The sequence below is a fragment of the Vibrio sp. Isolate22 genome (assembly GCF_022398115.1).
Classification (GTDB): Bacteria; Pseudomonadota; Gammaproteobacteria; order Enterobacterales; family Vibrionaceae; genus Vibrio.
The window spans coordinates 44,367-66,483 of the sequence record NZ_JAKEUW010000004.1 but is presented as its reverse complement, the minus strand read 5'-3'; the positions used below and the strand labels follow the sequence as shown (position 1 = coordinate 66,483).

The 22,117-nt window shown below is 44.6% G+C and carries 18 protein-coding genes; 11 read left to right on the top strand and 7 right to left on the bottom strand.

The annotated features are described in order from the left end of the window. Positions 1 to 6: 6 nt before the first annotated feature. On the bottom strand, positions 7 to 4,281 hold the full coding sequence (locus L1D55_RS04280) for a transporter substrate-binding domain-containing protein (RefSeq protein ID WP_239916626.1): 4,275 nt from the start codon (positions 4,279 to 4,281) through the stop codon (positions 7 to 9). A 545-nt stretch (positions 4,282 to 4,826) separates the two neighbouring features. Between L1D55_RS04280 and L1D55_RS04275 the strand changes: the two genes are divergently transcribed. The 5 genes from L1D55_RS04275 to gspS2 all read left to right on the top strand — a co-directional run bounded on the left by L1D55_RS04275 (position 4,827) and on the right by gspS2 (position 7,302). After that, on the top strand, positions 4,827 to 5,075 hold the full coding sequence (locus L1D55_RS04275) for a hypothetical protein (protein WP_105025240.1): 249 nt from the start codon (positions 4,827 to 4,829) through the stop codon (positions 5,073 to 5,075). Positions 5,076 to 5,184: 109 nt separating this feature from the next. Then, entirely contained in the window at positions 5,185 to 5,763 is a 579-nt protein-coding gene (locus L1D55_RS04270; protein WP_239916625.1) for a septation protein A, read from the top strand. A gap of 260 nt (positions 5,764 to 6,023) precedes the next feature. Continuing rightward, positions 6,024 to 6,422, top strand: coding sequence for an acyl-CoA thioester hydrolase YciA (gene yciA / locus L1D55_RS04265; RefSeq protein ID WP_004741235.1), 399 nt, complete (start codon positions 6,024 to 6,026; stop codon positions 6,420 to 6,422). A 186-nt stretch (positions 6,423 to 6,608) separates the two neighbouring features. Beyond that, on the top strand, positions 6,609 to 6,905 hold the full coding sequence (locus L1D55_RS04260) for a YciI family protein (RefSeq protein WP_239916624.1): 297 nt from the start codon (positions 6,609 to 6,611) through the stop codon (positions 6,903 to 6,905). 1 nt (position 6,906) lies between these two features. Beyond that, on the top strand, positions 6,907 to 7,302 hold the full coding sequence (gspS2, locus tag L1D55_RS04255; protein WP_239916623.1) for a GspS/AspS pilotin family protein: 396 nt from the start codon (positions 6,907 to 6,909) through the stop codon (positions 7,300 to 7,302). A gap of 86 nt (positions 7,303 to 7,388) precedes the next feature. Here the strand turns inward: gspS2 and metE are convergent, their stop codons facing one another. Then, a complete protein-coding gene (gene metE, locus L1D55_RS04250; RefSeq protein ID WP_239916622.1) occupies positions 7,389 to 9,734 on the bottom strand; it encodes a 5-methyltetrahydropteroyltriglutamate--homocysteine S-methyltransferase in 2,346 nt (781 codons plus the stop codon). Positions 9,735 to 10,016: 282 nt separating this feature from the next. On the opposite strand from metE, the gene L1D55_RS04245 reads away from it, so the two are divergent. After that, positions 10,017 to 10,928 (top strand): LysR substrate-binding domain-containing protein, encoded by a 912-nt coding sequence (locus L1D55_RS04245; RefSeq protein WP_239916621.1) that lies wholly within the window; start codon positions 10,017 to 10,019, stop codon positions 10,926 to 10,928. Positions 10,929 to 11,046: 118 nt separating this feature from the next. On the opposite strand, the gene L1D55_RS04240 is transcribed toward L1D55_RS04245, so the two are convergent. Continuing rightward, positions 11,047 to 11,247 carry a DUF4250 domain-containing protein gene (locus L1D55_RS04240; RefSeq protein ID WP_004741624.1) on the bottom strand — a complete coding sequence of 67 codons (201 nt, stop codon included), beginning with the start codon at positions 11,245 to 11,247 and terminating at the stop codon, positions 11,047 to 11,049. 98 nt (positions 11,248 to 11,345) lie between these two features. Continuing rightward, on the bottom strand, positions 11,346 to 12,026 hold the full coding sequence (locus tag L1D55_RS04235; protein WP_004741623.1) for a hypothetical protein: 681 nt from the start codon (positions 12,024 to 12,026) through the stop codon (positions 11,346 to 11,348). Between the two features lie 237 nt (positions 12,027 to 12,263). Between L1D55_RS04235 and L1D55_RS04230 the strand changes: the two genes are divergently transcribed. Next, a complete protein-coding gene (locus L1D55_RS04230; protein WP_239916620.1) occupies positions 12,264 to 14,639 on the top strand; it encodes a YgiQ family radical SAM protein in 2,376 nt (791 codons plus the stop codon). 122 nt (positions 14,640 to 14,761) lie between these two features. On the opposite strand, the gene L1D55_RS04225 is transcribed toward L1D55_RS04230, so the two are convergent. The 3 genes from L1D55_RS04225 to L1D55_RS04215 are packed head-to-tail and all read right to left on the bottom strand — an operon-like array spanning position 14,762 to position 17,698. Continuing rightward, positions 14,762 to 15,226: a GtrA family protein gene (locus tag L1D55_RS04225; RefSeq protein WP_239916619.1), complete on the bottom strand. Its 465-nt coding sequence runs from the start codon at positions 15,224 to 15,226 to the stop codon at positions 14,762 to 14,764. After that, on the bottom strand, positions 15,213 to 16,682 hold the full coding sequence (locus L1D55_RS04220) for a glycosyltransferase family 39 protein (RefSeq protein ID WP_239916618.1): 1,470 nt from the start codon (positions 16,680 to 16,682) through the stop codon (positions 15,213 to 15,215). The genes L1D55_RS04225 and L1D55_RS04220 overlap by 14 nt, the downstream gene beginning before the upstream one ends. Next, a complete protein-coding gene (locus L1D55_RS04215; RefSeq protein ID WP_239916617.1) occupies positions 16,679 to 17,698 on the bottom strand; it encodes a glycosyltransferase family 2 protein in 1,020 nt (339 codons plus the stop codon). Before L1D55_RS04215 ends, L1D55_RS04220 begins: the two co-directional genes overlap by 4 nt. Before the next feature lie 125 nt (positions 17,699 to 17,823). Between L1D55_RS04215 and L1D55_RS04210 the strand changes: the two genes are divergently transcribed. The 4 genes from L1D55_RS04210 to L1D55_RS04195 all read left to right on the top strand — a co-directional run bounded on the left by L1D55_RS04210 (position 17,824) and on the right by L1D55_RS04195 (position 22,071). Next, positions 17,824 to 18,501: a response regulator transcription factor gene (locus tag L1D55_RS04210; RefSeq protein ID WP_239916616.1), complete on the top strand. Its 678-nt coding sequence runs from the start codon at positions 17,824 to 17,826 to the stop codon at positions 18,499 to 18,501. Next, positions 18,498 to 19,754, top strand: coding sequence for a HAMP domain-containing sensor histidine kinase (locus L1D55_RS04205; protein ID WP_239916615.1), 1,257 nt, complete (start codon positions 18,498 to 18,500; stop codon positions 19,752 to 19,754). Before L1D55_RS04210 ends, L1D55_RS04205 begins: the two co-directional genes overlap by 4 nt. A gap of 430 nt (positions 19,755 to 20,184) precedes the next feature. Next, entirely contained in the window at positions 20,185 to 21,132 is a 948-nt protein-coding gene (locus L1D55_RS04200; protein ID WP_239916614.1) for a pyridoxal-phosphate dependent enzyme, read from the top strand. Positions 21,133 to 21,333: 201 nt separating this feature from the next. Next, entirely contained in the window at positions 21,334 to 22,071 is a 738-nt protein-coding gene (locus tag L1D55_RS04195) for a dienelactone hydrolase family protein (RefSeq protein ID WP_239916613.1), read from the top strand. The last annotated feature ends 46 nt before the right edge of the window (positions 22,072 to 22,117 follow it).

Here is a 22,117-nt window from a genome sequence, read left to right as displayed (position 1 = left end):
CTCAGCCTATTGAGCATACGTGGAGTACAAGTTTTGTAACTTCTGCGTTAGTCGCTCCACTTCATGGAAATACTCTAAGTACCCACCTCTTTGGTTTGCAGAGGCGTCTTCTAGCTGTTGCAGTTGGTCAGCCATCTCAGTACTGCCAACCATCTTCGCTGCACCTTTCATTTTATGGGCAACTTGTTTGATCTCATCGAGGCTCTCGCTCTCACAGGCAGCGAGTAACAAAGGCAAGTCTGAGCAGTGACTCTGAATAAAATCCTTGATGATCTGATCGATAAGGTCCTGATCCCCAAATAACTCCATTAGGTTTTGAATATCAATAGGCGCAAGGCTAGGTTCAACGCTCACATCGTTGACGGCTAACTGGCTAACAGCCGGTGTGCCTTTCATAAGATGCTTATTGATCGTGTCACCAATCACTTTGAGCTTGGTAGGTTTAGACAAAAAGTCATCCATACCAATCTCAAAACATTTGTCGTTTTCACCCTTAACGGCGTTTGCTGTCAGTGCAATGATAGGCAATCGAGGTATATTCTGACTTTGCTCTTTCGAACGAATCTGTTTCGTTAGCTCATAGCCATCCACCTCAGGCATATGACAGTCTGTGATAAGTAAGCCATAGTCCTGCTTATCGAGCGCTGCTAGCGCTTCTCTACCGTTGTCCACCATATCGGCATGAAAACCTAGTTGCTCGATCTGCTTAATAATGATCTGTTGGTTGATTGGGTGATCTTCCGCAATCAGTATCAGCCTATTATTTTCCATCGCCGATTCGCGTGATTCGGAGCTTAATCGTAAGTTGTTTTCTTCCTTTACGACTTCTTCGATAAAGGTTGGATTATTGCTTAAGCAGTGTCTCAGCTGTGAAGGCAGTAATGGGTTCGCCGATAAATTCCAACCTAACTTACAAGGTGCAGGTGAAAGCATGCCATGTTCGCTTAGACAGATAAAATTCACGCTCTCTTCAGGAGAATCAATACTCTGAGCAAGCTCATGAGGGACGAACACAAAGCCAGGCTCAATGGTCTCTACCCAATGTGCTAACTCTTTTGTGGTTTGCACGCTCTTTGTAATCACCTTGATACCCCAAGATGTCAGATAGCTCTCCAACTCTTGATGCTGCATGAAGGTTTTGGTGAGCAAAGCGACTTTACCTGTCATATCTTGATACTGGTTATCATCAAGTGATGTCAGAGGTACCGAGATAGTAAATGTTGAGCCTAAGTTCACCTTACTTGTCACGTTCAGCGTCCCGCCCATTTGCTCTATCAATTGCTTTGAGATAGTCAACCCAAGACCCGAGCCACCATACTTTCTCGTGGTGCCTTCATCGGCCTGCACGAACGGTCTAAATAGATTTCGAATATGCTCTTCGCTAATGCCGATTCCGCTATCGAAAACTTCAAAACAGACTTGTTGCTGGCCATCGTTTTGACTGACTAACTTCGTCGTTAAACCAACAGTTCCATGCTCAGTAAATTTAATCGCATTACTCAACAGGTTGTTCAGTACTTGCCCGAGGCGGATGTCGTCCATCAATACCGAGTCTTTTAATTCAGGGTCTAGCCAGAACTTGAACTGCAGCCCTTTGGCATGTGCCTGCCTTGCTTGCAGTTGAGTGACTCTAAGAGTCAAGGTATCCAAACTTGCAGGCTGGTAATCCAAAGTCAGTTTACCTGCCTCAATTTTAGAGAAATCAAGAATGTCGTTAACGATGTGCAATAAGTTATTAGCAGACTGGCTTAGCGTTGTATGAATCTTTTGTACTTCATGACCCACTTCATACTGCTCAGAAAGCTCTAACAAACTCACAATGCCACCAAGAGGCGTTCGGATCTCATGACTCATGTTAGCTAGAAATCTCGATTTCGCTTCGGTAGCAGCAATCGCACTCTGCCTTGCCTGAGTGAGCTCTTCTTGCTGCTGCTTTAGCTCGGTAATATCCGTCAGGACAGAGTCCCACTCGTAGTAATCACCGCGATCGGATATTTTGCTTTGTAGGTTAAGCCAGCGATTCTGGTTTTCTATATTGACGCCAATATCCAGACTCAACTTTCCATCTTTGTTGCCACAACGTATTTTTCGAATAAGAGTACGGCGATCTTTCGCATTTAACGGCGCAAAGAAGCTCGTTGGAGATCGGCGTAGTTGAGATGGCGTCAGCCCAAGAAGTTCTTCGATCCCATTACTGATAAACACGAATTCGATATCATGTAAGCTTCGCTTAGGCTGGATATGTTGTATCACCGCACCGTGCAAATTGTTCGCGAGTTTTTGGACGCGGTCATCCGCACTTTTAGCGATTTTTTTCGCTTCATACAATTCAGTCAAATCATCGAGAATCGTTACTGAACCTTCGATACTTCCATTGGAAATATACGGGCACTTCCAGTATGCGTAATGCTTACTGCCAAATGGCGAGACCACCTCTTTTTCCAAACGAGGCAAAACATTCCCTTTGTGGATCATGGCGTCTTCGTCTGGATTATTAATGATTGCTTCTTCTATTAAGTCAAAATCCTTAAGCGCCCTAGCCACACTGTTGAAACTCACCAGTTGGTTATCTAGATCACGTACCACAATTGGAAACGGCATTGCGTTAAGTAGTGAACGCTCGAACTCGACTTGATGCTTCAACGCAGACTCAGCACGCTTGCGGTCCTCAACCTCACGGCTTAATTTCCAGCTCCATGCCATTATCGCCATGATAAGAACGGATGCGACAGAAATAAGAATGGCAGCACCCAGAATCACATCTTTAGTGTCGACCCCAGATTCGTAAGAAACATCTAACCAATTCTTTTTAATTTGCTGAAATTTATGATGTGGAATCGCAAAAAGCGCTTTATTGATGATGTTTCCTAATATCTCTTGATCAGCTTCCACGCTGTAAGCAACAGGAACATCATTATCTTTTGACAACAGGCTAATTACTCGCAAGTAGCCTGAATACTGTCCTTGGAGCAGTGGAGACGCGAGATATAAAGAGAGCATTGCAGAGTCAACTTGCCCTTTATCAACCGCCTCTAATACTTGCTCAACCGAGTCATACTTTTTTATTGGGCAAGCTTCGCAATAACGCTTGGCCAATTGGGCGCCAACGCTATCGTCAGTAGTACCGATAATCGCGTTCTGGGAAAGCTCACCAAACACATCGACTTTGTTACTGTCGCTTTTACCAATCAGCGCCCACGGCTCAACCATAAAAGGTTTCGAGTAAAGGTGACGATCGTCCACACCTGCAAAGGGAGTCGCTTTAGTATGGATCAGGGGTAGAGAAACCGTATGTAAGTCGTTTCCTTCAATACCGAAGTCATTTTCAAAAATGAAATTTAGACCAGTAAGTCGAGAGATCTCATTCAAGATATCAATAGAGATACCATCAGGCTGCCCTTCACTGTTCACAAATGAAATAGGCTTGGAGTCTCGAATGTACGACACATAGATATTGGGGTTCAGTGTTAGGTATTGCTGCTCCTTTTCCGTCAATAACAACTTATTTTTACTAACAACCAGTAATAGACGCCTTTGTATTTCATTTAACCATTTCTTATGAATACTAACGATTTGATTAGGCTTATCTTGGTTAATTGAAGTATTGATGATGTTCAATAGCTTCCTGTTTTCAGGAGTATCAAGTAGAGCAATAACGTAGTTATTCAGAGGCAAGCCATCATGTAAATTCACAGACAGCGATGCGTCATAGGGGCTATTCATCAGCTTACTGTGTAACAGCACGCCGTCATCCACAATTGCGAGCACTTTCTCACGTGCAACAGCGGCTATCGCATCCTGATATGATGAGTATGATTCAAATGAAGAAAACGGAAGTAAGGACTTCACAGACGATGCATTGCTTGAGTTTTCAAAGTAAGCAAGCTTGCGCCCTTTCATGAGCAAATGACTCTCAATAGGTTCACTGCTCAAACTGATCATTCGGCTCGACAAGATCGGTTTCGAGTAGATAACGCCACCACTTGAAACATTTTGCTCTGCAGTAATGATGGCGTCCACGTCACCCGTTTTTAGCATATTGTTGAGTTCAGACGGTGACTGGTAACCAACAAACTCTACACCATCGAGTCCATCTTTCACGTAGAAATCAACTAAGTCCGGCAATAAACCCGAAACCTCTCCTTGTTGTGATTGAGCATAAGGAGCAAAATCTGAGATTTGAATTCCTAGTTGAATTGATTCATCAGCTTGTGCTTTTTGTGATGCGAAAAACACCAATGTAATCAAAGAAAATAACTGAAAGAAAAAGATACGGTACATGATAAACCTGACGTTATAGCAGCAGCGTACTTTATAGCGTCAACTTAACAGCCATTCAGCAAGTAGCGTTAAACAAAATATGGATACTGTTTAATAAGCCAACCATTCATTTAGGAAGTAAGAGTTGTCGCATACCGATATAAAAAGCTCGTCTACCTTCATTAGTTTCTCAAATTGAAACTCTTCAGCTTGCGCATGAGTCAAATCTCAATTGTCTAATCACCCAGCCTAATACCCATAAACAAAAGCTTTTCGATATGGGAACGAATCAGTTTGACTCAACAACAGCACATTAATTCTCAAATTGAAGGCGAAAATTGCCTCTCAAAATAAAACTATTACTCAGCAGCTACGTATTGTCCCTGTGAGAACAGAGAACGCAGACATTTAACTAATTGAAAAAGTGATTATTTCAATTTGGCACGGGAAATGTTCCGGAAAACTAGACAAAATGGCATTTGATTTGCTTTGTCATAGATAACCCAACCAATATACAGCAGGTTGCATTAATTATTATCACTGCAACTTGTCACGGAGGATAGGCTATGACCTTACAAAGACATACGTATTACGGCTTAATTCACCATGGAATTAAAACCCTATTAATGGACAGAGTTGGCCACTTTACTGAGCGCGAATATCATGAGTACCTTGACCTTACGACAGGAAAATCAACCTGTTTCGCGATGAGTGAACAAGAATTAGAAAACACCTTAGATAACCTTAAAAGTGAAGGCTATCTAGAAGACATCAAAAAGCTAATTCCTCGATATCAAACAACGCCATCCCGTTGAATTGCGGCTAAACAACGTCAGTAAAGTACCTAATTGTCTCGAGCTATTTAGCATCGAGGCAATTTTGGTTAGACTGTCGGTAACTCAACTAACTGGATAGTCAGTCCACATGAAACAGATTCTTGATTTCATCCCTCTCATCATTTTCTTCGCGCTCTACAAGATGTACGACATCTATACTGCTACCGGGGCATTAATTGTCGCTTCTGCACTTCAAATCGTTTTGACGTACTTCATCTACAAAAAAGTAGAAAAAATGCAGGTGATAACGTTTCTGATGGTCGCGGTATTTGGTGGAATGACCATATTCTTGCACGACGACAACTTCATTAAATGGAAAGTCACTATCGTTTATGCCTTATTTGCTATTGGCCTAACCGCAAGCCATCTAATGGGGAAACCTGCGATTAAGGGCATGTTGGGCAAAGAGATTACGCTTCCGGATGCGGTATGGGGCAAGATCAACTGGGCATGGACATTCTTCTTCATTATTTGCGCAATCATCAACGTGTATGTAGCTTTTAACCTACCATTGGATGTGTGGGTTAACTTCAAGGTGTTTGGCCTGCTAATAGCAACATTACTATTTACGCTGCTTACTGGCGTCTACATCTATAAGCATTTACCAAAAGAACAACTTCAAAAAGAGCAGCAAGAACTAACTGATAAAAATACTGACGAGAAGTAACCCCAAGGGGTGAGTCCTCATTCCGTTTTTGTTACAATTCTTGTCAATATGCTATACCTAGCGGCCAATGATACTCGTGATCATTGGCCGTTGGCTTTTTTGTGTTGCGGAAACTGGTCAAAATAAAGCCTATTATTTAATGTAAATCGCACTAAATCTTTGGCTATCTGATCCCTGTTGTTCATTGCGCTCGTTTGCCAATGCGCTTCACCAACACTTCTGTTTTTATTTAGATAATCAATACCACCAAGAGTACAACAATGACGATTCAATCAACTTTGAACCCAATTGGTTCCCTACTTCTTCGCACATTAGCGATGCCTTCTGATACCAATGCAGCAGGTCAAATCTTCGGTGGTTGGATAATGTCTCAGCTCGACCTAGCGGGCGGCATCTTGGCGAAAGAAATCTCTAACGGCAAGATAGTGACTGTTTCAGTATCGAGCATTGAATTCAAGCAACCCGTATCCGTTGGTGACGTGGTATGTGTTTATGGCGATTGCACAAAGATTGGTCGTAGCTCGATGAATATCGACTTGGAGGTTTGGGTGAAGCCGGTACTGGATCACGGCATTGGCGACCGCTACAAGGTATGTGGTGCAACATTCAACTACGTAGCCGTAGATGAAAGTGGCAAGCCTCGAACCATTAAGAAATAACCTTTTAACTACGGCAATGGTCTTTAGTTTTAATCAATGGAATTACTAAAGACCATACAAGTCTCTCGCACCAATTCACAATTTCTTATCATTAGCTCTTCCAATACCAATTAGTTCGCGTAAATTAGCAAGATAGCTATTTTATAATCTCCCCAATTCAGTGAAGTAAAATAAGGATATGCCAATATGTGGTACGTGATTTTCTCTCAAGATGTCGAAAATTCATTAGAAAAACGCCTCAGTGTTCGCCCACAACACCTAGAACGCCTACAAACACTTCACGATGAAGGCCGACTATTAACAGCGGGCCCAATGCCAGCGATTGATTTAGATAACCCAGGCGAAGCTGGTTTCACAGGTTCAACAGTAATCGCTGAGTTTAACTCTTTAGAAGACGCACAGGCGTGGGCAGACGCAGACCCGTACATTGATGCTGGCGTCTACCAAAATGTCATCGTAAAACCATTCAAGAAAGTATTTTAACGTGAAAAAATGGATTATTAGCTCACTGGCGGCAGTTCTGCTTGCAGGCTGTGCTTCAAGTGAGCAAGACCAACAAAGACAACTCGAGATGATGGCGCAGCACCGTGCTGGCGTGTTATCTGCAGGCCTGCCAATTGAGTATGGCCCACTGTCTGTTATGCGAGTGCTGGCAAAAAACACCGTGATCGAAATCATGATGATTTACAACCAAGATGCTAAAGGTGCTAAGCCTTTGAACCACGTTGTCGATATGAGTGTGAATAGCTACTGCACCAACTCAGAGGTAAGAGCAAACCTAGATATGGGATTGGCTTACAACATCAAGATTCGTAACACACGCGGACAACTGATGGTCGAGAAGCTTATCAGCAAAGATACGTGTCAAACCGACAGCTAGATTCGAGATTCGAACAAACATAAAACTAGAAGGCCTCGTATTTGCGAGGCCTTTATTTTATTGAACAATCAAAATCCTAGGCTGAGCTATGCCTCAACAGATTCCCACTCTTTGCGTAGTGTTTTGGTTGCTGAGACAAGATTAGTCAATGCCGCTTCCGTCTCCGCCCAGTTACGAGTTTTAAGACCACAATCTGGGTTTGCCCATAAGCGTTCGGCAGGTATTTTTTCCGCCGCTTTCTTAAGCATGCTAATAATCCACTCTTGTGATGGGATGTTTGGTGAATGAATATCATAAACACCAGGGCCAATCGCATTCGGGTAGTTAAACTCTTCAAACGCTTTAAGCAGTTCCATATTCGAACGAGACGTCTCAATAGTAATCACATCAGCGTCTAATGCGGCAACTGAGTCGATAATTTCATTGAACTCGCTATAACACATATGAGTGTGAATCTGAGTCTCTGGCTTAGCACTAGCCGCGGAAATCTTAAAGGCATCAACCGCCCATTCTAAATATTCTGCATGGTCGCGTTTTTTCAGAGGCAGACCTTCACGAATAGCAGGTTCATCAATTTGAATAATGTTGATCCCTGCATCTTGCAAATCAGACACTTCATCACGCAGCGCAAATGCCAACTGATTAGTGATCTCTTTACGCGAGATATCCTCACGCGGGAACGTCCAACACAAAATAGTGACCGGGCCCGTTAACATGCCTTTCATCTGTTTAGATGTCAGTGATTGCGCATAAGTCGACCACTCAACCGTTATCGGTTTTTCGCGCTCAATATCCGCTACCACAATCGCAGGTTTCACGCAGCGAGAGCCGTAGCTTTGTACCCAGCCAAACTTTGTTGTTTGAAAGCCAGCTAAGTTCTCTGCAAAGTACTCCACCATGTCGTTGCGTTCCGCTTCACCGTGTACCAACACATCCAAATCGAGTGCTTCTTGGCGCTTCACCGCATCCGCGATATGACCTTTTAGTGCAGTCGTGTATTCCGCTTCGCTCAACTTCCCAGTGCGATAAGCGCTACGTTGAACACGGATCTCGCCGGTCTGTGGGAACGAACCTATCGTTGTAGTTGGTAACAACGGTAAACCTAAAACTTCCGACTGATGTGCAGCTCGCTCTGGGTAAGGAGCGCTGCGGTCAGCTAGTGCTTTTGTAATCGTGTTGAGGCGAGCCTGTACCTGTGGCTTATTAACATGGGTTGCACTCTTGCGAGCCACAATCGGCTGGCTATAAGTCTCGCACGCTAAAATGGCATTTTGATCGCCGTCTAGCGCCGCACCCAACAAGCTAACCTCTGTGACTTTCTGTTTAGCGAAAGCAAACCAGCTCTTCACTTCTTCACTGAGTGAATCTTCTAGCTCTAAATCAACGGGGCTATGAAGCAGCGAACATGAACTTGCCACCCACAGCTTATCGCCTAGCCTCTCTTTTATTGGTCGCAGTAACTCAAGCTGAGTAGCCAAGTCCGCTCGCCAGACATTGCGTCCGTTAATGATACCGGCAGACAGCACCCACTCTTCCGGTAATTGACTCACGACTTCATCGAGCTGCTGTGGCGCTGCAGCTAAATCAATATGCAATCCATTAACAGGCAGATTGACGATTGTATCTAAGGTGTCTGTCACCGAATCGAAGTACGTGGTTAATAACAGTTTCACATCACCTTGAATGACTTGATAAGCCAATTTAAATGAATCGACCCATTGTTTTTCAAGCTCAAGGGCAAGAATCGGCTCATCGATTTGAACCCACTCAACGCCCAACTTGGCTAACTTAGCCAAAATCGCTTGGTAAGCGGTCAACAGGCGAGGCAATAGGGTTAAGCGGTCAAATCCCTCTTCCACCTCTTTCCCTAGATACAAATAAGACAGTGGACCAATAAGGACAGGTTTCACCTTATGCCCTGCTTGAACGGCTTCATTCACCTCATCAAACAATTGAGGCCAGCTCACCTCAAATGAGTCACCTTTACTGAACTCAGGAACGATGTAGTGATAGTTGGTATTGAACCACTTAGTCATGTCAGACGCTGCTGAACCGTTTTTCGTACCTTCAGAAGCGTGTTTCCCACCACAACAAGCGACTTGAACTTGTGATTGCCCACGCCCCACTCGGAACAAGGTATCTAAATCAGGGATAGCTTTTTCCTCTTCGCTACCACCAGCATGACGCTTTGGTACGTGCCCTAAAAGCAAAGTCGTTGTCAGTACATGGTCGTACCATGCGAAGTCACCCGCAGTTGCAAAGCTAAGATTCGCATCAGCTTGTACATTCCAGTTACGATTTCTCAACTCGCTGCCTAGTTGTTTGAGTTCAGATTGATCAATTTCCCCACGCCAGTATTTCTCTAGTGTGAATTTGAGTTCGCGTTTTTCACCGATACGTGGGTAGCCAAGAATATGCGTTGTTGTCGTCATGAACCGATTCCTTATTCAATAATTATTAGTATCTTTTCAGACTGCCTGTTGAAAATTGCGCTTTCTCAAAAAGGCGTCTGGATGGCTAAACTATCTACCGAATCAGCTCAACGAACAACGTCCAAATATTCATCTTGTTTATTAAAAATATTCATCATCAAGCAGTCTGAGATCAATTTAATTAAATCCATCTGGACATCTAGACGTTTACAAATGATAAAAAACCCCGTAGGGTGATTATTAAGAAATATTGAATTGGCTTAGGGAATATGAGGAATACTCATGATAGAGCTTAAACATCTGCGAACATTGACGACCTTAAGAGACAGCGGTTCACTCACCGCAACAGCGACCTCTCTTCATCTGACTCAGTCGGCGCTTTCTCATCAATTGAAGGACCTAGAGGCGCGTATTGGTGGGCAGTTGTTCCTACGCAAAACTCGGCCAGTAAAGTTCACCTCAGAGGGTGAGATCTTGCTAAAACTCGCTGATGAGATTCAACCAAGAATCGCCAAAGCAGAGAATGAACTCGCGAGTCTGAAAGAGGACGTGAATGGTCGCCTACATATGGCGATCGAGTGTCACTCATGTTTTCAATGGTTAATGCCTGCTCTGAAGGAGTATCAAGTTGCTTGGCCAAGCGTGACTCTCGATTTCTCGTCCGGTTTTGGCTTTGAGCCCCTACCTGCGCTAATGGCTGGCGAGTTGGACCTGGTGATCACCTCAGATATTCAGCCTCGCTCCGAGATCCACTATGAGCCACTTTTCGATTTCGAGATGCGATTGATCACAGCAATTAACTCACCTTTGGCTGAGAATCCAAGCATTGATCCACAAGATCTTAGCGATCTCACGATGCTTTCGTACCCAGTTCAAAAGCAACGCCTAGATGTGGTAAAACACTTCTTGCAACCTGCAGGTATAGAACCGAAGAAATGGAAGCAAGCAGACAACACCTTGATGTTAGTGCAAATGGTATCAGCCGGGTTAGGAGTGGCAGCCTTACCAAACTGGGCAATCAGTGAGTTTTCAAGACAAGGGTTGATTGCTAGTAAGCCGCTGGGTAAAGGACTTTCAAGAAGATTGTTTGCTGCGGTGAGAAATTCAGAGAAAGACAAGCGGTACCTGCAAGCATTCTTCAGCACGGCAAGGCAGCAGAGTAAGAGCCACCTGGATGGAATTGAAGTTGTTTAGCTATATAAGCTATTAGAGCTGTACGAAAGTACAAAAACAAAAAAGTCACAGATTACCTGTGACTTTTTAGATTCCGCAGCATTGGTTTCGCGATACCTGTTCATTCACGAAACATAGATTACCTTGCGTATGACTTAAATTGGTTCGTCAGTGGATCGTATTGATAGCCAAGCATGTCTAGCTTACCTACGACACTTTCTATATCCATTTCATACATGCTAATCAGCTCTTCAAAACTGTCGCATTCTAAGCGCAGTTTTTCATTCACTATTCCCAGCAAGATAATACTATCTAGGCTTTTGACGTTACTTAAATCCATCTCGTACTCCTTACGAACACTCTGACTAGAATTAAGTTTAGAACGCTTAACCGCCCCACGCTAAAAAACAGATCACACTTCTTAACACACAGAAATGCTTACAGCGCCCAAATTGGTGTTAGGCCAACGACAGCGGCTAACAACATCAGTAGTGACACCGTAAGTTGGACCTTCTCTGGCGTTTTAACAAACAGTAGGTGCCAACACCACACCACGATTGAAGAGATAAGTAGTGCGAAGCTAAACAACAATGCTGAGATAACAGGTTCTAACTGAGCTTCAGAAAGTGAGTAAACGTTCACAACCGTCGCAAGTACTACCAGCATCCCTGTTAATACACCTACAACTGGCAAAACACGGTGAAACGCTTGTAAGCGCGTTCTTGCGATAGTCAGCAATAGATGAGCAAACGCCGCACCTAACAAAACCACCAACAATAATGTCGCAATAATGCCGACCACCGTTGGTTGTTCAAATGCTTGGATAGCAACGTAAGACAGCGCTAAACCACACGCCAGATACATCACCCAAATCGGACCCGAATCACGTGTTTTCTTAGTCTGAACTTGAGAATAGAAATAAAAGATTGCGAACACGACAAGAAACGCTTCGACCTTGACTGAAGCCACGGCTAACCAAAGTACGCCAATCGCTGGTAGCATTTTGTGGATACGACCACGTTGCCCAGGGCAAATATCACCCTTTACCAGGATCAGAGTTAAGATCAGTTGAGCTCCTAATAACATTGGAGCAAATTGCAGTAATAATGTTTCGACCATTGTGGATCTACTTATCTAGACTTATTTTCGCGAATAATATCAAAAACTGCTGTGAACACTAATCAAAATCACAAATTAGCGACGTTATTCAAGGCTTCAACTATGCTGTTGTTTGACTCTTTTGTCGTTTTTATCAGCAAAATGGAGAAAGACACCAAAACTAACAGGGGCATGTTCTTCTGGCTAGTCAGGGCGCATGCCGCTATAATTCCCGCCTCAAAAATCAGAGGTCGAAATATGTACAGCGATATCACTCCTATTCACGAACACAAAAAATACTGGGCCGAGTGCTACGGAACAGCACCCTTTTTGCCTACCAGTAGAAAGGAGATGGATGCTCTTGGATGGGATAGCTGTGACATTATTATTGTAACTGGTGACGCTTATGTTGATCACCCGAGCTTTGGTATGGCTATCATCGGCCGTCTTCTTGAAGCTCAAGGTTTCCGCGTGGGCATCATCGCTCAGCCAAAGTGGGACAATAAAGATGCCTTCATGAAGCTAGGCAAACCTAACCTATTCTTCGGCATCACTGCGGGCAACATGGACTCCATGATCAACCGCTACACCTCTGATCGCAAATTACGTCACGATGATGCATACACACCAAATAACGAAGGTGGTAAGCGTCCTGATCGTGCAACTCTGGTTTACTCTCAGCGTTGTCGTGAAGCCTACAAAGGCACACCTATCGTATTGGGTGGTATAGAAGCGAGCTTGCGTCGTGTAGCGCACTACGACTACTGGTCGGATAAAGTTCGTCGCTCTGTACTGTTTGATGCAAAAGCGGACATCCTACTATTTGGTAATGCAGAGCGTGCTCTAGTCGAAGTAGCACACCGCCTTGCTGATGGCGAAGATATCTCTAACCTAACCGACATTCGTGGTACAGCAATCAACCTGCCTGCTGCACCTGAAGGGTACAAGATCATCGACTCTTCTCGTATCGAAAAGCCAAACAAAGCTTACGTACCAGTAAACCCGTACGAAGTGGAAACGCAATGCGATACCAAAAAAGACGAAGAACCAAAAGCGCAGCCAATTACTATTCGTCCTTCTCGTCACGATGCGAAGACGACAGCAGTGCGTATTCCAGCGTTTGAAAAGCTTAACAACGACCGTATCCTTTACGCTCACGCAAGCCGTATCTTACACCTAGAGACAAACCCGTATTCAGGTCGTGCTTTGATTCAACGTCACGGTGACCGCGAGCTTTGGGTTAACCAAGCACCAATCCCTCTAGCTACAGAAGAGATGGATTACGTGTTTGGTCTTGCTTACAAGCGTGTGCCTCACCCGATGTACGGCAAAGCAAAGATTCCAGCCTACGAGATGATCAAAACCTCGGTCAACATCATGCGTGGCTGTTTTGGTGGTTGTTCTTTCTGTTCAATCACAGAGCACGAAGGTCGTATCATCCAGAACCGTTCGAAAGAATCTATCTTGGATGAGATCGAAGACATCAAAGATAAAGTACCTGGCTTTACTGGTACCATTTCTGACTTGGGCGGCCCTACTGCGAACATGTACCGTTTAGGTTGTTCAGACCCGAAAGCAGAAGTGAACTGTCGTCGCCCATCGTGTGTGTTCCCGAAAATCTGTGAGAAGCTAAACACAGACCACAAACACACCATCGACCTGTACCGTTCAGCGAGAAAAGTACCAGGCGTTAAGAAGATCATGATCGCTTCTGGTGTTCGTTACGACTTGGCGATTGAATCACCAGAGTACGTGCGTGAGCTTGTAACGCACCACGTAGGTGGCTATTTGAAAATTGCTCCGGAGCATACTGAAAAAGGCCCTCTGGATCTGATGATGAAACCGGGTATGGGCACTTACGATCGTTTCAAAGAGATGTTCGAGAAGTACAGCGCTGAAGCCGGTAAGAAACAGTACCTAATTCCTTACTTCATCTCAGCTCACCCGGGCACAGAAGATGAAGACATGCTTAACCTGGCATTGTGGCTGAAAAAGCACAACTACGAGTGTGACCAAGTACAGAACTTCTACCCATCGCCAATGTGTAACGCAACGTCGATGTACTACTCAGAGACAAACCCTCTGAAACGCGTTAAGTACAAAAAACGTGAAGATATTCCTGTGCCAAAAGGTGACCGTCAACGTCGTCTGCATAAAGCACTGCTTCGCTACCACGATCCAGAGAACTGGAAACTGATTCGTGAAGCACTGATCGACATGGGCAAAAAGCATCTAATCGGTGATAAACCAGGTTGCTTGGTTCCTGAGGATGACTTTGATGCTCAAACACCAGCGCAGCGTCGCAAGTCTGGTCGCCACGGCTCACAACGTTTTGCTACTAAGCACAGCAAATCTCAACCAGGATTAGGCGGCGAGAAGCCACGTAACCACTCTAAATCTGGTGGCAACAAACCTAAGCCAGGTGGCAAGAAACCTACTGGTAACAGAAATGGTGGCCAAGGTAACGGTGGCGGTAATGGAAACTCTCGTAAGCCAGCAACGGGCTTCATCAAGAAAGGACCGGGCGGTCAATCGCAAGGCAATGGCAAACCAAACCGCAATAAAGGTGGTAATGGCCAAGGTGGAAAACCAGCAGGTAACGGAAAGAACCGTCAACGTGCCGCACAACGCTAATCTTATAAGCCGATACCATTAGCGAACACAAAAACACAAAGCGCAGCTAATTAGCTGCGCTTTTTAATGTCTGTTATCCATAACTAATCAAGGTTTCACTTGGCTATATGATTAGAAGGGGTTTAACGAGTAAATACCCAATATTGACTAAACAGGTAGTTAGTCACCATACCGACCAAGATACCAACTGCCATTGCGATAAACACAGCGCCAGTAAACACTGGTAGTAGTTCTACCATCAACTTAAAGCAAATTAGGTTAGGTACCGCTGATATCGATGCGGAGAACATGAATTTTTGCCACTGAATCAGTTTATCAGACCAACGCCCCTGCCCCTTGAACCCAAAAGTCAGCACGCGATTACCAAACCACGTTGTCGTTGCAGCAGCAATGAACGAGCCTATTCTCGCCGTCATTAGAGGCAAACCAACAATGTAATGCAGCAAGGCAAATACCGCACAATCAACAACAAACCCACCAACACCAACCACAGCAAATCGAACCATCTTGTGATGGGATTGGAGCTTTTGACTGTGTGCCTGAAGCTTGTTGTTGACCATTTGCAGTCCTGAGTTAACGCTGAACATCACTTTCACTTCGGATGTGGCTCAACGACAGATTGGGTTTGATGTTTTGGCTATGACAAGTGAATAAAGCACGCTTTATTTTCACCGTTGGTTCCAAAATACAGGTCAACGCATTTTCTTTTATCTTGGTTTCTACTTCTGCCCTTTTACCAATCAAGTAGAACTTGTCGATGCCATCTAGTTGCTCGATATCAAGCAGTTTCTTCGCTTGCCCGTGGCTATAAAATTGACCGGAGAATGGTCGCTTCCCCACATAGAAGCTTGGCGCAGAATCCGTAATCTGTTCAAAGATGATACGGTCACTCTTCTCGTTCGCCTTACCTAGGTTTAAGTAAACCATCGCAATCATCAGCAACACTGGAAGAACTAAGGCCACGCTCGAGAACCACTTCTTGTCTTTTTCCACCACTAACATCGCCACTAGCAAACCAAGCGCCGGGATCCCCGGGAGAACATACGCAGGAAGAATGTTACCTGCCATGGTAAATAGAATCAGAGGTGAAATTAACCAACATACAAGAAATGAAAACAGCCCACGATTCTCAATGTTGATTTGAGCGATTTTCTGACGGCGAACGAACGCTAATATCGGTAAAACAATCGACCAAGGCGCCGCGGCTTGAATCCAGAATACCCAAATCATGCCTCGCGTCTGGTCGTGTGCAGAGCCATAAAGATCCCCTTCCCAGCCACTCACAACAAAACGCTTAAAGTGTTCGCCAACAATAAAGTAATCAATAAAGCCCGGTGTCGCCATTTCTGCCATGATGTACCAAGGCAAGGCAATCGCCAGCATCACACCTAATCCAGACAACAGTGGAAAGCGTTGCCATAACACTTTGAATGCACCAAATAAGCCATGTTGTAATACTAACCAAGGAAAAACTGCGATACCCATAATGACAACGGCCACAGGGCCTTTTGCAAGTAAACCTAATGCCAAGCCAATGAAACCGATATATCCCCAATTTCTATTGGTCTTGTCACTGCCTTCTCCCTGCCAACACAAATAAAACCCCAGCATCGCAATCGTCATAGATAAAGTTAGCGCCATATCCGTCATTACAGCACCGGCAGCAATCGAGAAAATGCCACAGGTCGCCAATACCACTGCCGCAACCAGAGCACTTTGTCCGGTACGCTTTGCCATATACGCGACCAATAAAATTGTCGCGAAACCTGCCAACCAATGCGGAGCACGGACAGCGAACTCGCTTAATCCAAAAAGCTCAATGCCAATCGCACTCATCCAGGTAAACATCGGAGGCTTACCCCAGAAAGGGATTCCGTAATCGAACTGAGGGGTTAACCAATTGCCGGTTTCCACCATTAGGCGTGCCATTTCCCCATAGCGAGCCTCAGTGGTATCCATCAACGGATATGTCGCCAAAGACAAGAGCCTCAGAACCAATGCAAAAGCCAATAAATACCATAGGTGTGTTCTATTCAGGCTCATGCCGATTCCTCTAATTTAAAGTGTGTTTTTAATGCGGGTGTATCAACCACAGACTGGATCAAATACAAAGGACGATTCTTGGTTTCAATGAAGATACGACCTATGTATTCCCCCATTAAACCGATACTCAGAAGTTGAATGCCGCCGAGGGCAAGTTGAACCACCATCATGGATGGGTATCCTGTGATTGGCTCACCAAACATCATAGTTTTGAAGACAATAACCATCCCGTAGATAAACGCGCTCAGTGCGACCAAGCCACCGACTGCCGTAGCAATACGCAATGGTCGGATAGAGAATGACGTAATGCCATCCATCGCCAACCCGATCAGCTTAAGGTAATTCCACTTCGTCTCCCCACAGAAACGCGCATCACGATTAAATTGAATGGTCGCTTGGCGGAAGCCCGGCCATGAAAAAATGCCTTTCATGAAGCGATTACGTTCTGGAAGTTGGTTAATATGGTCGACAACTTCACGGCTCAGCAGTCGGAAATCCCCCACATTCTCTGGAACGTCAATCTTGGCAGCCGCATTCATCACTTTATAAAAGCTCGCCGCAGAGAACTTCTTAAACCAAGTTTCTCCGTCACGTTGGCGACGTTGCATGTTCACCACGTCATAGCCTTCACGCCATTTGGCAATAATCTGAGGAATTAACTCAGGGGGATCTTGCAAGTCTGCATCTAATAAGATCACCGCTTGCCCGCGACAATGCTCTAAGCCAGCACTCATCGCCGACTCTTTACCGAAGTTACGGCTCAGTCCGATAACAGAAATAGAACTATTGATAGAGGTAAATGAGCACACCACGTCTAAGCTGTTATCTTTACTGCCATCATCGACATAAACAATCTCACTGGTAATCGGCAGGCTATCTAACACCTTGGTTAAACGTGAATGAAACTCTTCCAACACCTCTTGTTCGTTATAAAAAGGCACAATGATAGACAAAGATATCGCAGGGTGAATCTGCGAAGGGGAAACTTTAGGTCGGCTAATATGAAGTTCAGACATAATACGTTCTTCTATTTATTAATCTGATTTCAACTTACGCGCCCATAAGTGAAAGTTATGTTATTGACATATTTTTCACGCTCACCCAGGATAATGTTACTGTCTATTGCTGTATGAGAATCAAAATGAAACGAGTTCTATTAGTCGAAGATAACCGTGAAATTGCAGGTGTCTTGTTTGATTATTTTGAGTGTATTGGGATGGAACTCGATTATGCAGACAACGGGGAGCTTGGACTGCAACTCGCAATGGACAACTCATTTGATATCATTATTTTAGATCTCATGTTGCCACGAATGGATGGCCTTACCGTTTGCAACAAGCTGCGAAAGCAAGGTAACTCAACGCCTATCCTGATGCTGACTGCACTCGATAGCCGTGAAGATATGTTGAAAGGCTTTGACCACGGTGCGGATGACTATCTCACCAAGCCCTTTGACTTAGATATTCTAGAAGCAAGAATGAATGCACTGGTTCGCCGTTACCGAGGAAAAGTGGCGTCCTCTAAACTTCAATTTGACGAGCTCACCATCGACCAGAAAACCCGCAAAGCTTACCGTCAAGACAAGCTGCTGGCACTCAACCCAACCACCTATACTATTCTTGAGATGCTATGCCAGAAGGCACCTGAAGTGGTAACGCGTGAAGACATCTCGTACAAGCTATGGGAAGAAGACGAACCGAACAACGATGTGCTACGTAGTCACATCTACCAACTGCGTAATCAACTCGATAAGCCCTTTGATACCCAGATGCTAATTACGGTTCCTAAGGTTGGATTCCGCCTGGAGTCTTACAATTGATTCTCAATGTTCTCACTAGTACAAAAACCCTAACAGGCCGCTTAGCGCTTTTCTTTGGCTTAATGGCGGTGATTGTGACGGCATTTGTCTATGTGGTCTTTATATCAGCACTGTTTTTATCTGAAGACAGCGTCGGCGAAAGGCGAATCCTGATTGACCGCAACTACGCCATCAGTCAGTTTCAAGCTGGGGAGAATGGTGAATTAAGAATAGATGAACTGACCACGGCCTATAATGACCCAACCCTCATACCGGAAGAATACTCTAAATTTATAAAAGGCAGAGAAAACTTCCTTGGCGAAGTGGGTCAAGAACCAAACTCGCGCATGGTCTATGTTGGTGAGTACACACACCAAGGAAAAACCTATCCTATTATTCTACTGTCTGAAATAGACCTTATCGAACTGGACCAAACAGAATCAGTGTACGCGACAATGTTTATACTCACGTTGCTCTCTATCCTAATTTTTTGTTTTGGTTCAATACTTTATCGATTATCCAAACGGCTTATTGAACCATTTAACTCTCTCTCTGCACAGCTTGAGTCGAACAAACTCAACCTCAACGAAGAATTTGGAGTAAGTGACGATGCTGCGATTGAATTCCGTCAACTGACCGATCAACTCAATCAATATCGACGTGAAATCAACTCTCTCGTTAAACGTGAGCAAGCCTTTGCACGCTACGCAAGCCATGAATTGAGAACACCATTAACGGTTGCTCGTGGCGCCAATAAACTTCTGATCCGAAGTGAAACGACCGAGTTTCAATCTCGTCAGGTTGAGCGTATTGATGACGCCATCGTGCAAATGTCTGAGATGGTCGATGCCTTGCTTGGCCTTGTGCGATATGAAAGAAACAGTGACGACGCACCACTGCGCTTATTTAGCCAACAAGAATTAGAAGCTATTGTGTCAAAAAGCACGTCGCAGGCCTCTGAAAAAGAGGTCGAGATATCGTTAATCGTTGAGTCAGAGCCAACCATTCAAGCCACCAGCGCTATCATGAACATGTTGATTGGCAACCTGCTAAGAAACGCTATTGCGGCAACTAATCTCGGCACTGTGACCATTACTCTGTCTCAAAACAGCATCACGATTGAAGACCAAGGCGAAGGCCTACAAGATCAATACAACCCTAACGGCCACGGTTTAGGGCTATTGATTGTCGACGACCTGTGTCAACGCTATCACTGGGACTTCAAACTGTTCAACCGAAGTTGCGGTGGATGCACGGCTCAAATCACCTTTTAGAGCGATCGATATTCACTAGGGCGCGTTGACCTTTCATGGTTAAATTTTGTTCGAGATAAAAGCGTTTTAATCGCGGCGAGGGGGAAGTAGCCTAGTCATTCTAAGCAAATCTCCCTCAACAAAGAGTAAAACGCTTTTTGCGGGGGCGCCCAGCTCGAACCCTTCGGGCAGCGTTTGCTGGTCATTTCTACTGCGTTATCGGCTTCTCATGTAGGCTAGCTACACATCAAAGCCTCTGCCTTGTATAAATACTCAGCAACTCGCTGCAAAAATCAGCTCGAAAGATCAACACGCCCTAGTATCTATTGGACTCAATATCGAGTGAAAACTTGATGTAGTTGGTTTACATAGCTAATAACCTGCTAGATACTCGTTAGTCCAATTTGATTTTAAAATGCTGGCTTTTTAGTCAGCATTTTTACTAAGCGCGATGAAACTAAATAATAGCCCTGTAACTCAGCATCAATACAACGACCACACCTTTTTCTTAAAGCGTGATGACCAGCTACACTCCCACTTTTGTGGCAATAAAGCTCGCAAATTTATGAAGCTGCTAGAAGACGATCATCCGAATACTACCACCCTAATCAGCTACGGCTCCGCACAAGCGAACTCTCTGTTCTCGCTCGCGGCATTGGCAAAGATTAAAGGTTGGACGCTGGAGTTTTACGTCGACCACCTACCTCAATGGTTACAAGAGCGCCCAATCGGCAATTACCGTGGTGCTATTGACCTAGGCGCTAAAGTCATTTCAGTTAAAGAAACAGGCTCAGAACTTCATCCACAACAGTATATTGATCAAGTGAGACAACCAGACTCACAGTGCATCGTGTTACCTGAGGGTGGTCGCTCTCAACTTTCCGAATATGGTGTGAAGCAACTGGCAATGGAAATACTCAGCTGGACGCGCTTTGAAAACCAATACGACTTTGTTGTGGCACTACCCGCAGGGACTGGCAGCACTGCACTTTATCTTCATAAGCACCTAAAGTTACACAATATTCCTGTGCTAACCTGTGCTTGTGTCGGTGGCAGCGACTATTTGGCGCAGCAATTTAATGAGCTAGGTGAAACCGAACATCCACAGATATTGCCTCTCCCCAAAAAGCATCACTTTGGTAAACTGTACAAGCAAGACTATCAGACATGGCTAGATCTTCAGGAGCAAACTGACATTGAATTCGATCTGCTTTATGACCCATTAATGTGGCAATGTTTAAAGCAATGGCAGGCAGATAACCCGACCAAAACCATTATCTATATTCATCAAGGTGGCATCTTAGGAAACGAGTCGATGTTACCGCGCTACCAACGCAAGTATCCTGATATCAGAACAAGTCGTTCTAGCAGCGATAACAGCACAGCCCCTGCTTGGTAACTGTTTAAACCTCCTAAACGTGTTATTCGAACAATCACAGTGACGGTTTACTGTGATTGTTTCTTCCGTATAAGTTTCTTCCGTTTAATACAGCAATCCTTCTTGCTTTACCCATCAAAGCCAAACTGACAATCTGGCGAGAATCATAACGTTATCTATACTTTCCATTGGATTGCCACTCGTCACCTGAAGGATTAATGTATGCGAGCACTTACTACACTAGGTCTGTTTTCGGTTTTGCTTCCTTTTTCTGCACACTCTGGAGAAAACGTCATCTACCAGGTGGATGGCATAGAGTATGAAGGTTATTGGAGTGAAGCCAGCGATCAAGCCCCCCTAGTACTTCTAATACACGATTGGGATGGTTTGACCGACTACGAGAAAAAGCGTTCTGAGATGCTCAACGAACTCGGTTACAACGTGTTTGCTATCGACCTGTTTGGCAAAGACATTCGTCCAACAGAAGTGAAAGATAAAAAGCAACACACGGGCGAGTTGTATAAAGATCGTGAAAAAATGCGCGCACTACTCAATGCTGGAGCTATGGAAGCGCAAAGACTTGGCGGTAACTTAGATAACAATGTGATGATGGGTTATTGTTTTGGTGGCGCTGCCGTATTAGAAGCCGCGAGAGCAGGAATTCCATCCAAAGCTTATGTCACCTTCCACGGCGGTCTATCGACACCGAAAGGACAAGACTACTCACAAACCAAAGCGCCAGTTGTCGTGTTCCATGGAACTGCTGACACCATGATATCAATGCAGGATTTTGGCAGCCTTGCCGCTGAACTGGAATCAGCCAAAGTACCTCATGAGATGATCACCTACAGCGGAGCCCCTCATGCGTTCACCGTGTTTGGTTCCAATAATTACCAGAATGAAGCTGACCAAAAATCGTGGCAGCGATTCACGCATGTGTTAGAAACCACCACCAGATAAACTGAAACACTAAAACCTAGTAGCCCATGTTTATGGTTAAGCATGG

Coding starts and splice junctions, on each gene's coding strand:
- L1D55_RS04280 (WP_239916626.1), bottom strand. CDS start 4,281: ATGTACCGTATCTTTTTCTTTCAGTTATTTTCTTTGATTACATTGGTG.
- L1D55_RS04275 (WP_105025240.1), top strand. CDS start 4,827: ATGACCTTACAAAGACATACGTATTACGGCTTAATTCACCATGGAATT.
- L1D55_RS04270 (WP_239916625.1), top strand. CDS start 5,185: ATGAAACAGATTCTTGATTTCATCCCTCTCATCATTTTCTTCGCGCTC.
- yciA (WP_004741235.1), top strand. CDS start 6,024: ATGACGATTCAATCAACTTTGAACCCAATTGGTTCCCTACTTCTTCGC.
- L1D55_RS04260 (WP_239916624.1), top strand. CDS start 6,609: ATGTGGTACGTGATTTTCTCTCAAGATGTCGAAAATTCATTAGAAAAA.
- metE (WP_239916622.1), bottom strand. CDS start 9,734: ATGACGACAACAACGCATATTCTTGGCTACCCACGTATCGGTGAAAAA.
- L1D55_RS04245 (WP_239916621.1), top strand. CDS start 10,017: ATGATAGAGCTTAAACATCTGCGAACATTGACGACCTTAAGAGACAGC.
- L1D55_RS04240 (WP_004741624.1), bottom strand. CDS start 11,247: ATGGATTTAAGTAACGTCAAAAGCCTAGATAGTATTATCTTGCTGGGA.
- L1D55_RS04235 (WP_004741623.1), bottom strand. CDS start 12,026: ATGGTCGAAACATTATTACTGCAATTTGCTCCAATGTTATTAGGAGCT.
- L1D55_RS04230 (WP_239916620.1), top strand. CDS start 12,264: ATGTACAGCGATATCACTCCTATTCACGAACACAAAAAATACTGGGCC.
- L1D55_RS04225 (WP_239916619.1), bottom strand. CDS start 15,226: ATGTTCAGCGTTAACTCAGGACTGCAAATGGTCAACAACAAGCTTCAG.
- L1D55_RS04220 (WP_239916618.1), bottom strand. CDS start 16,682: ATGAGCCTGAATAGAACACACCTATGGTATTTATTGGCTTTTGCATTG.
- L1D55_RS04215 (WP_239916617.1), bottom strand. CDS start 17,698: ATGTCTGAACTTCATATTAGCCGACCTAAAGTTTCCCCTTCGCAGATT.
- L1D55_RS04210 (WP_239916616.1), top strand. CDS start 17,824: ATGAAACGAGTTCTATTAGTCGAAGATAACCGTGAAATTGCAGGTGTC.
- L1D55_RS04200 (WP_239916614.1), top strand. CDS start 20,185: ATGAAACTAAATAATAGCCCTGTAACTCAGCATCAATACAACGACCAC.
- L1D55_RS04195 (WP_239916613.1), top strand. CDS start 21,334: ATGCGAGCACTTACTACACTAGGTCTGTTTTCGGTTTTGCTTCCTTTT.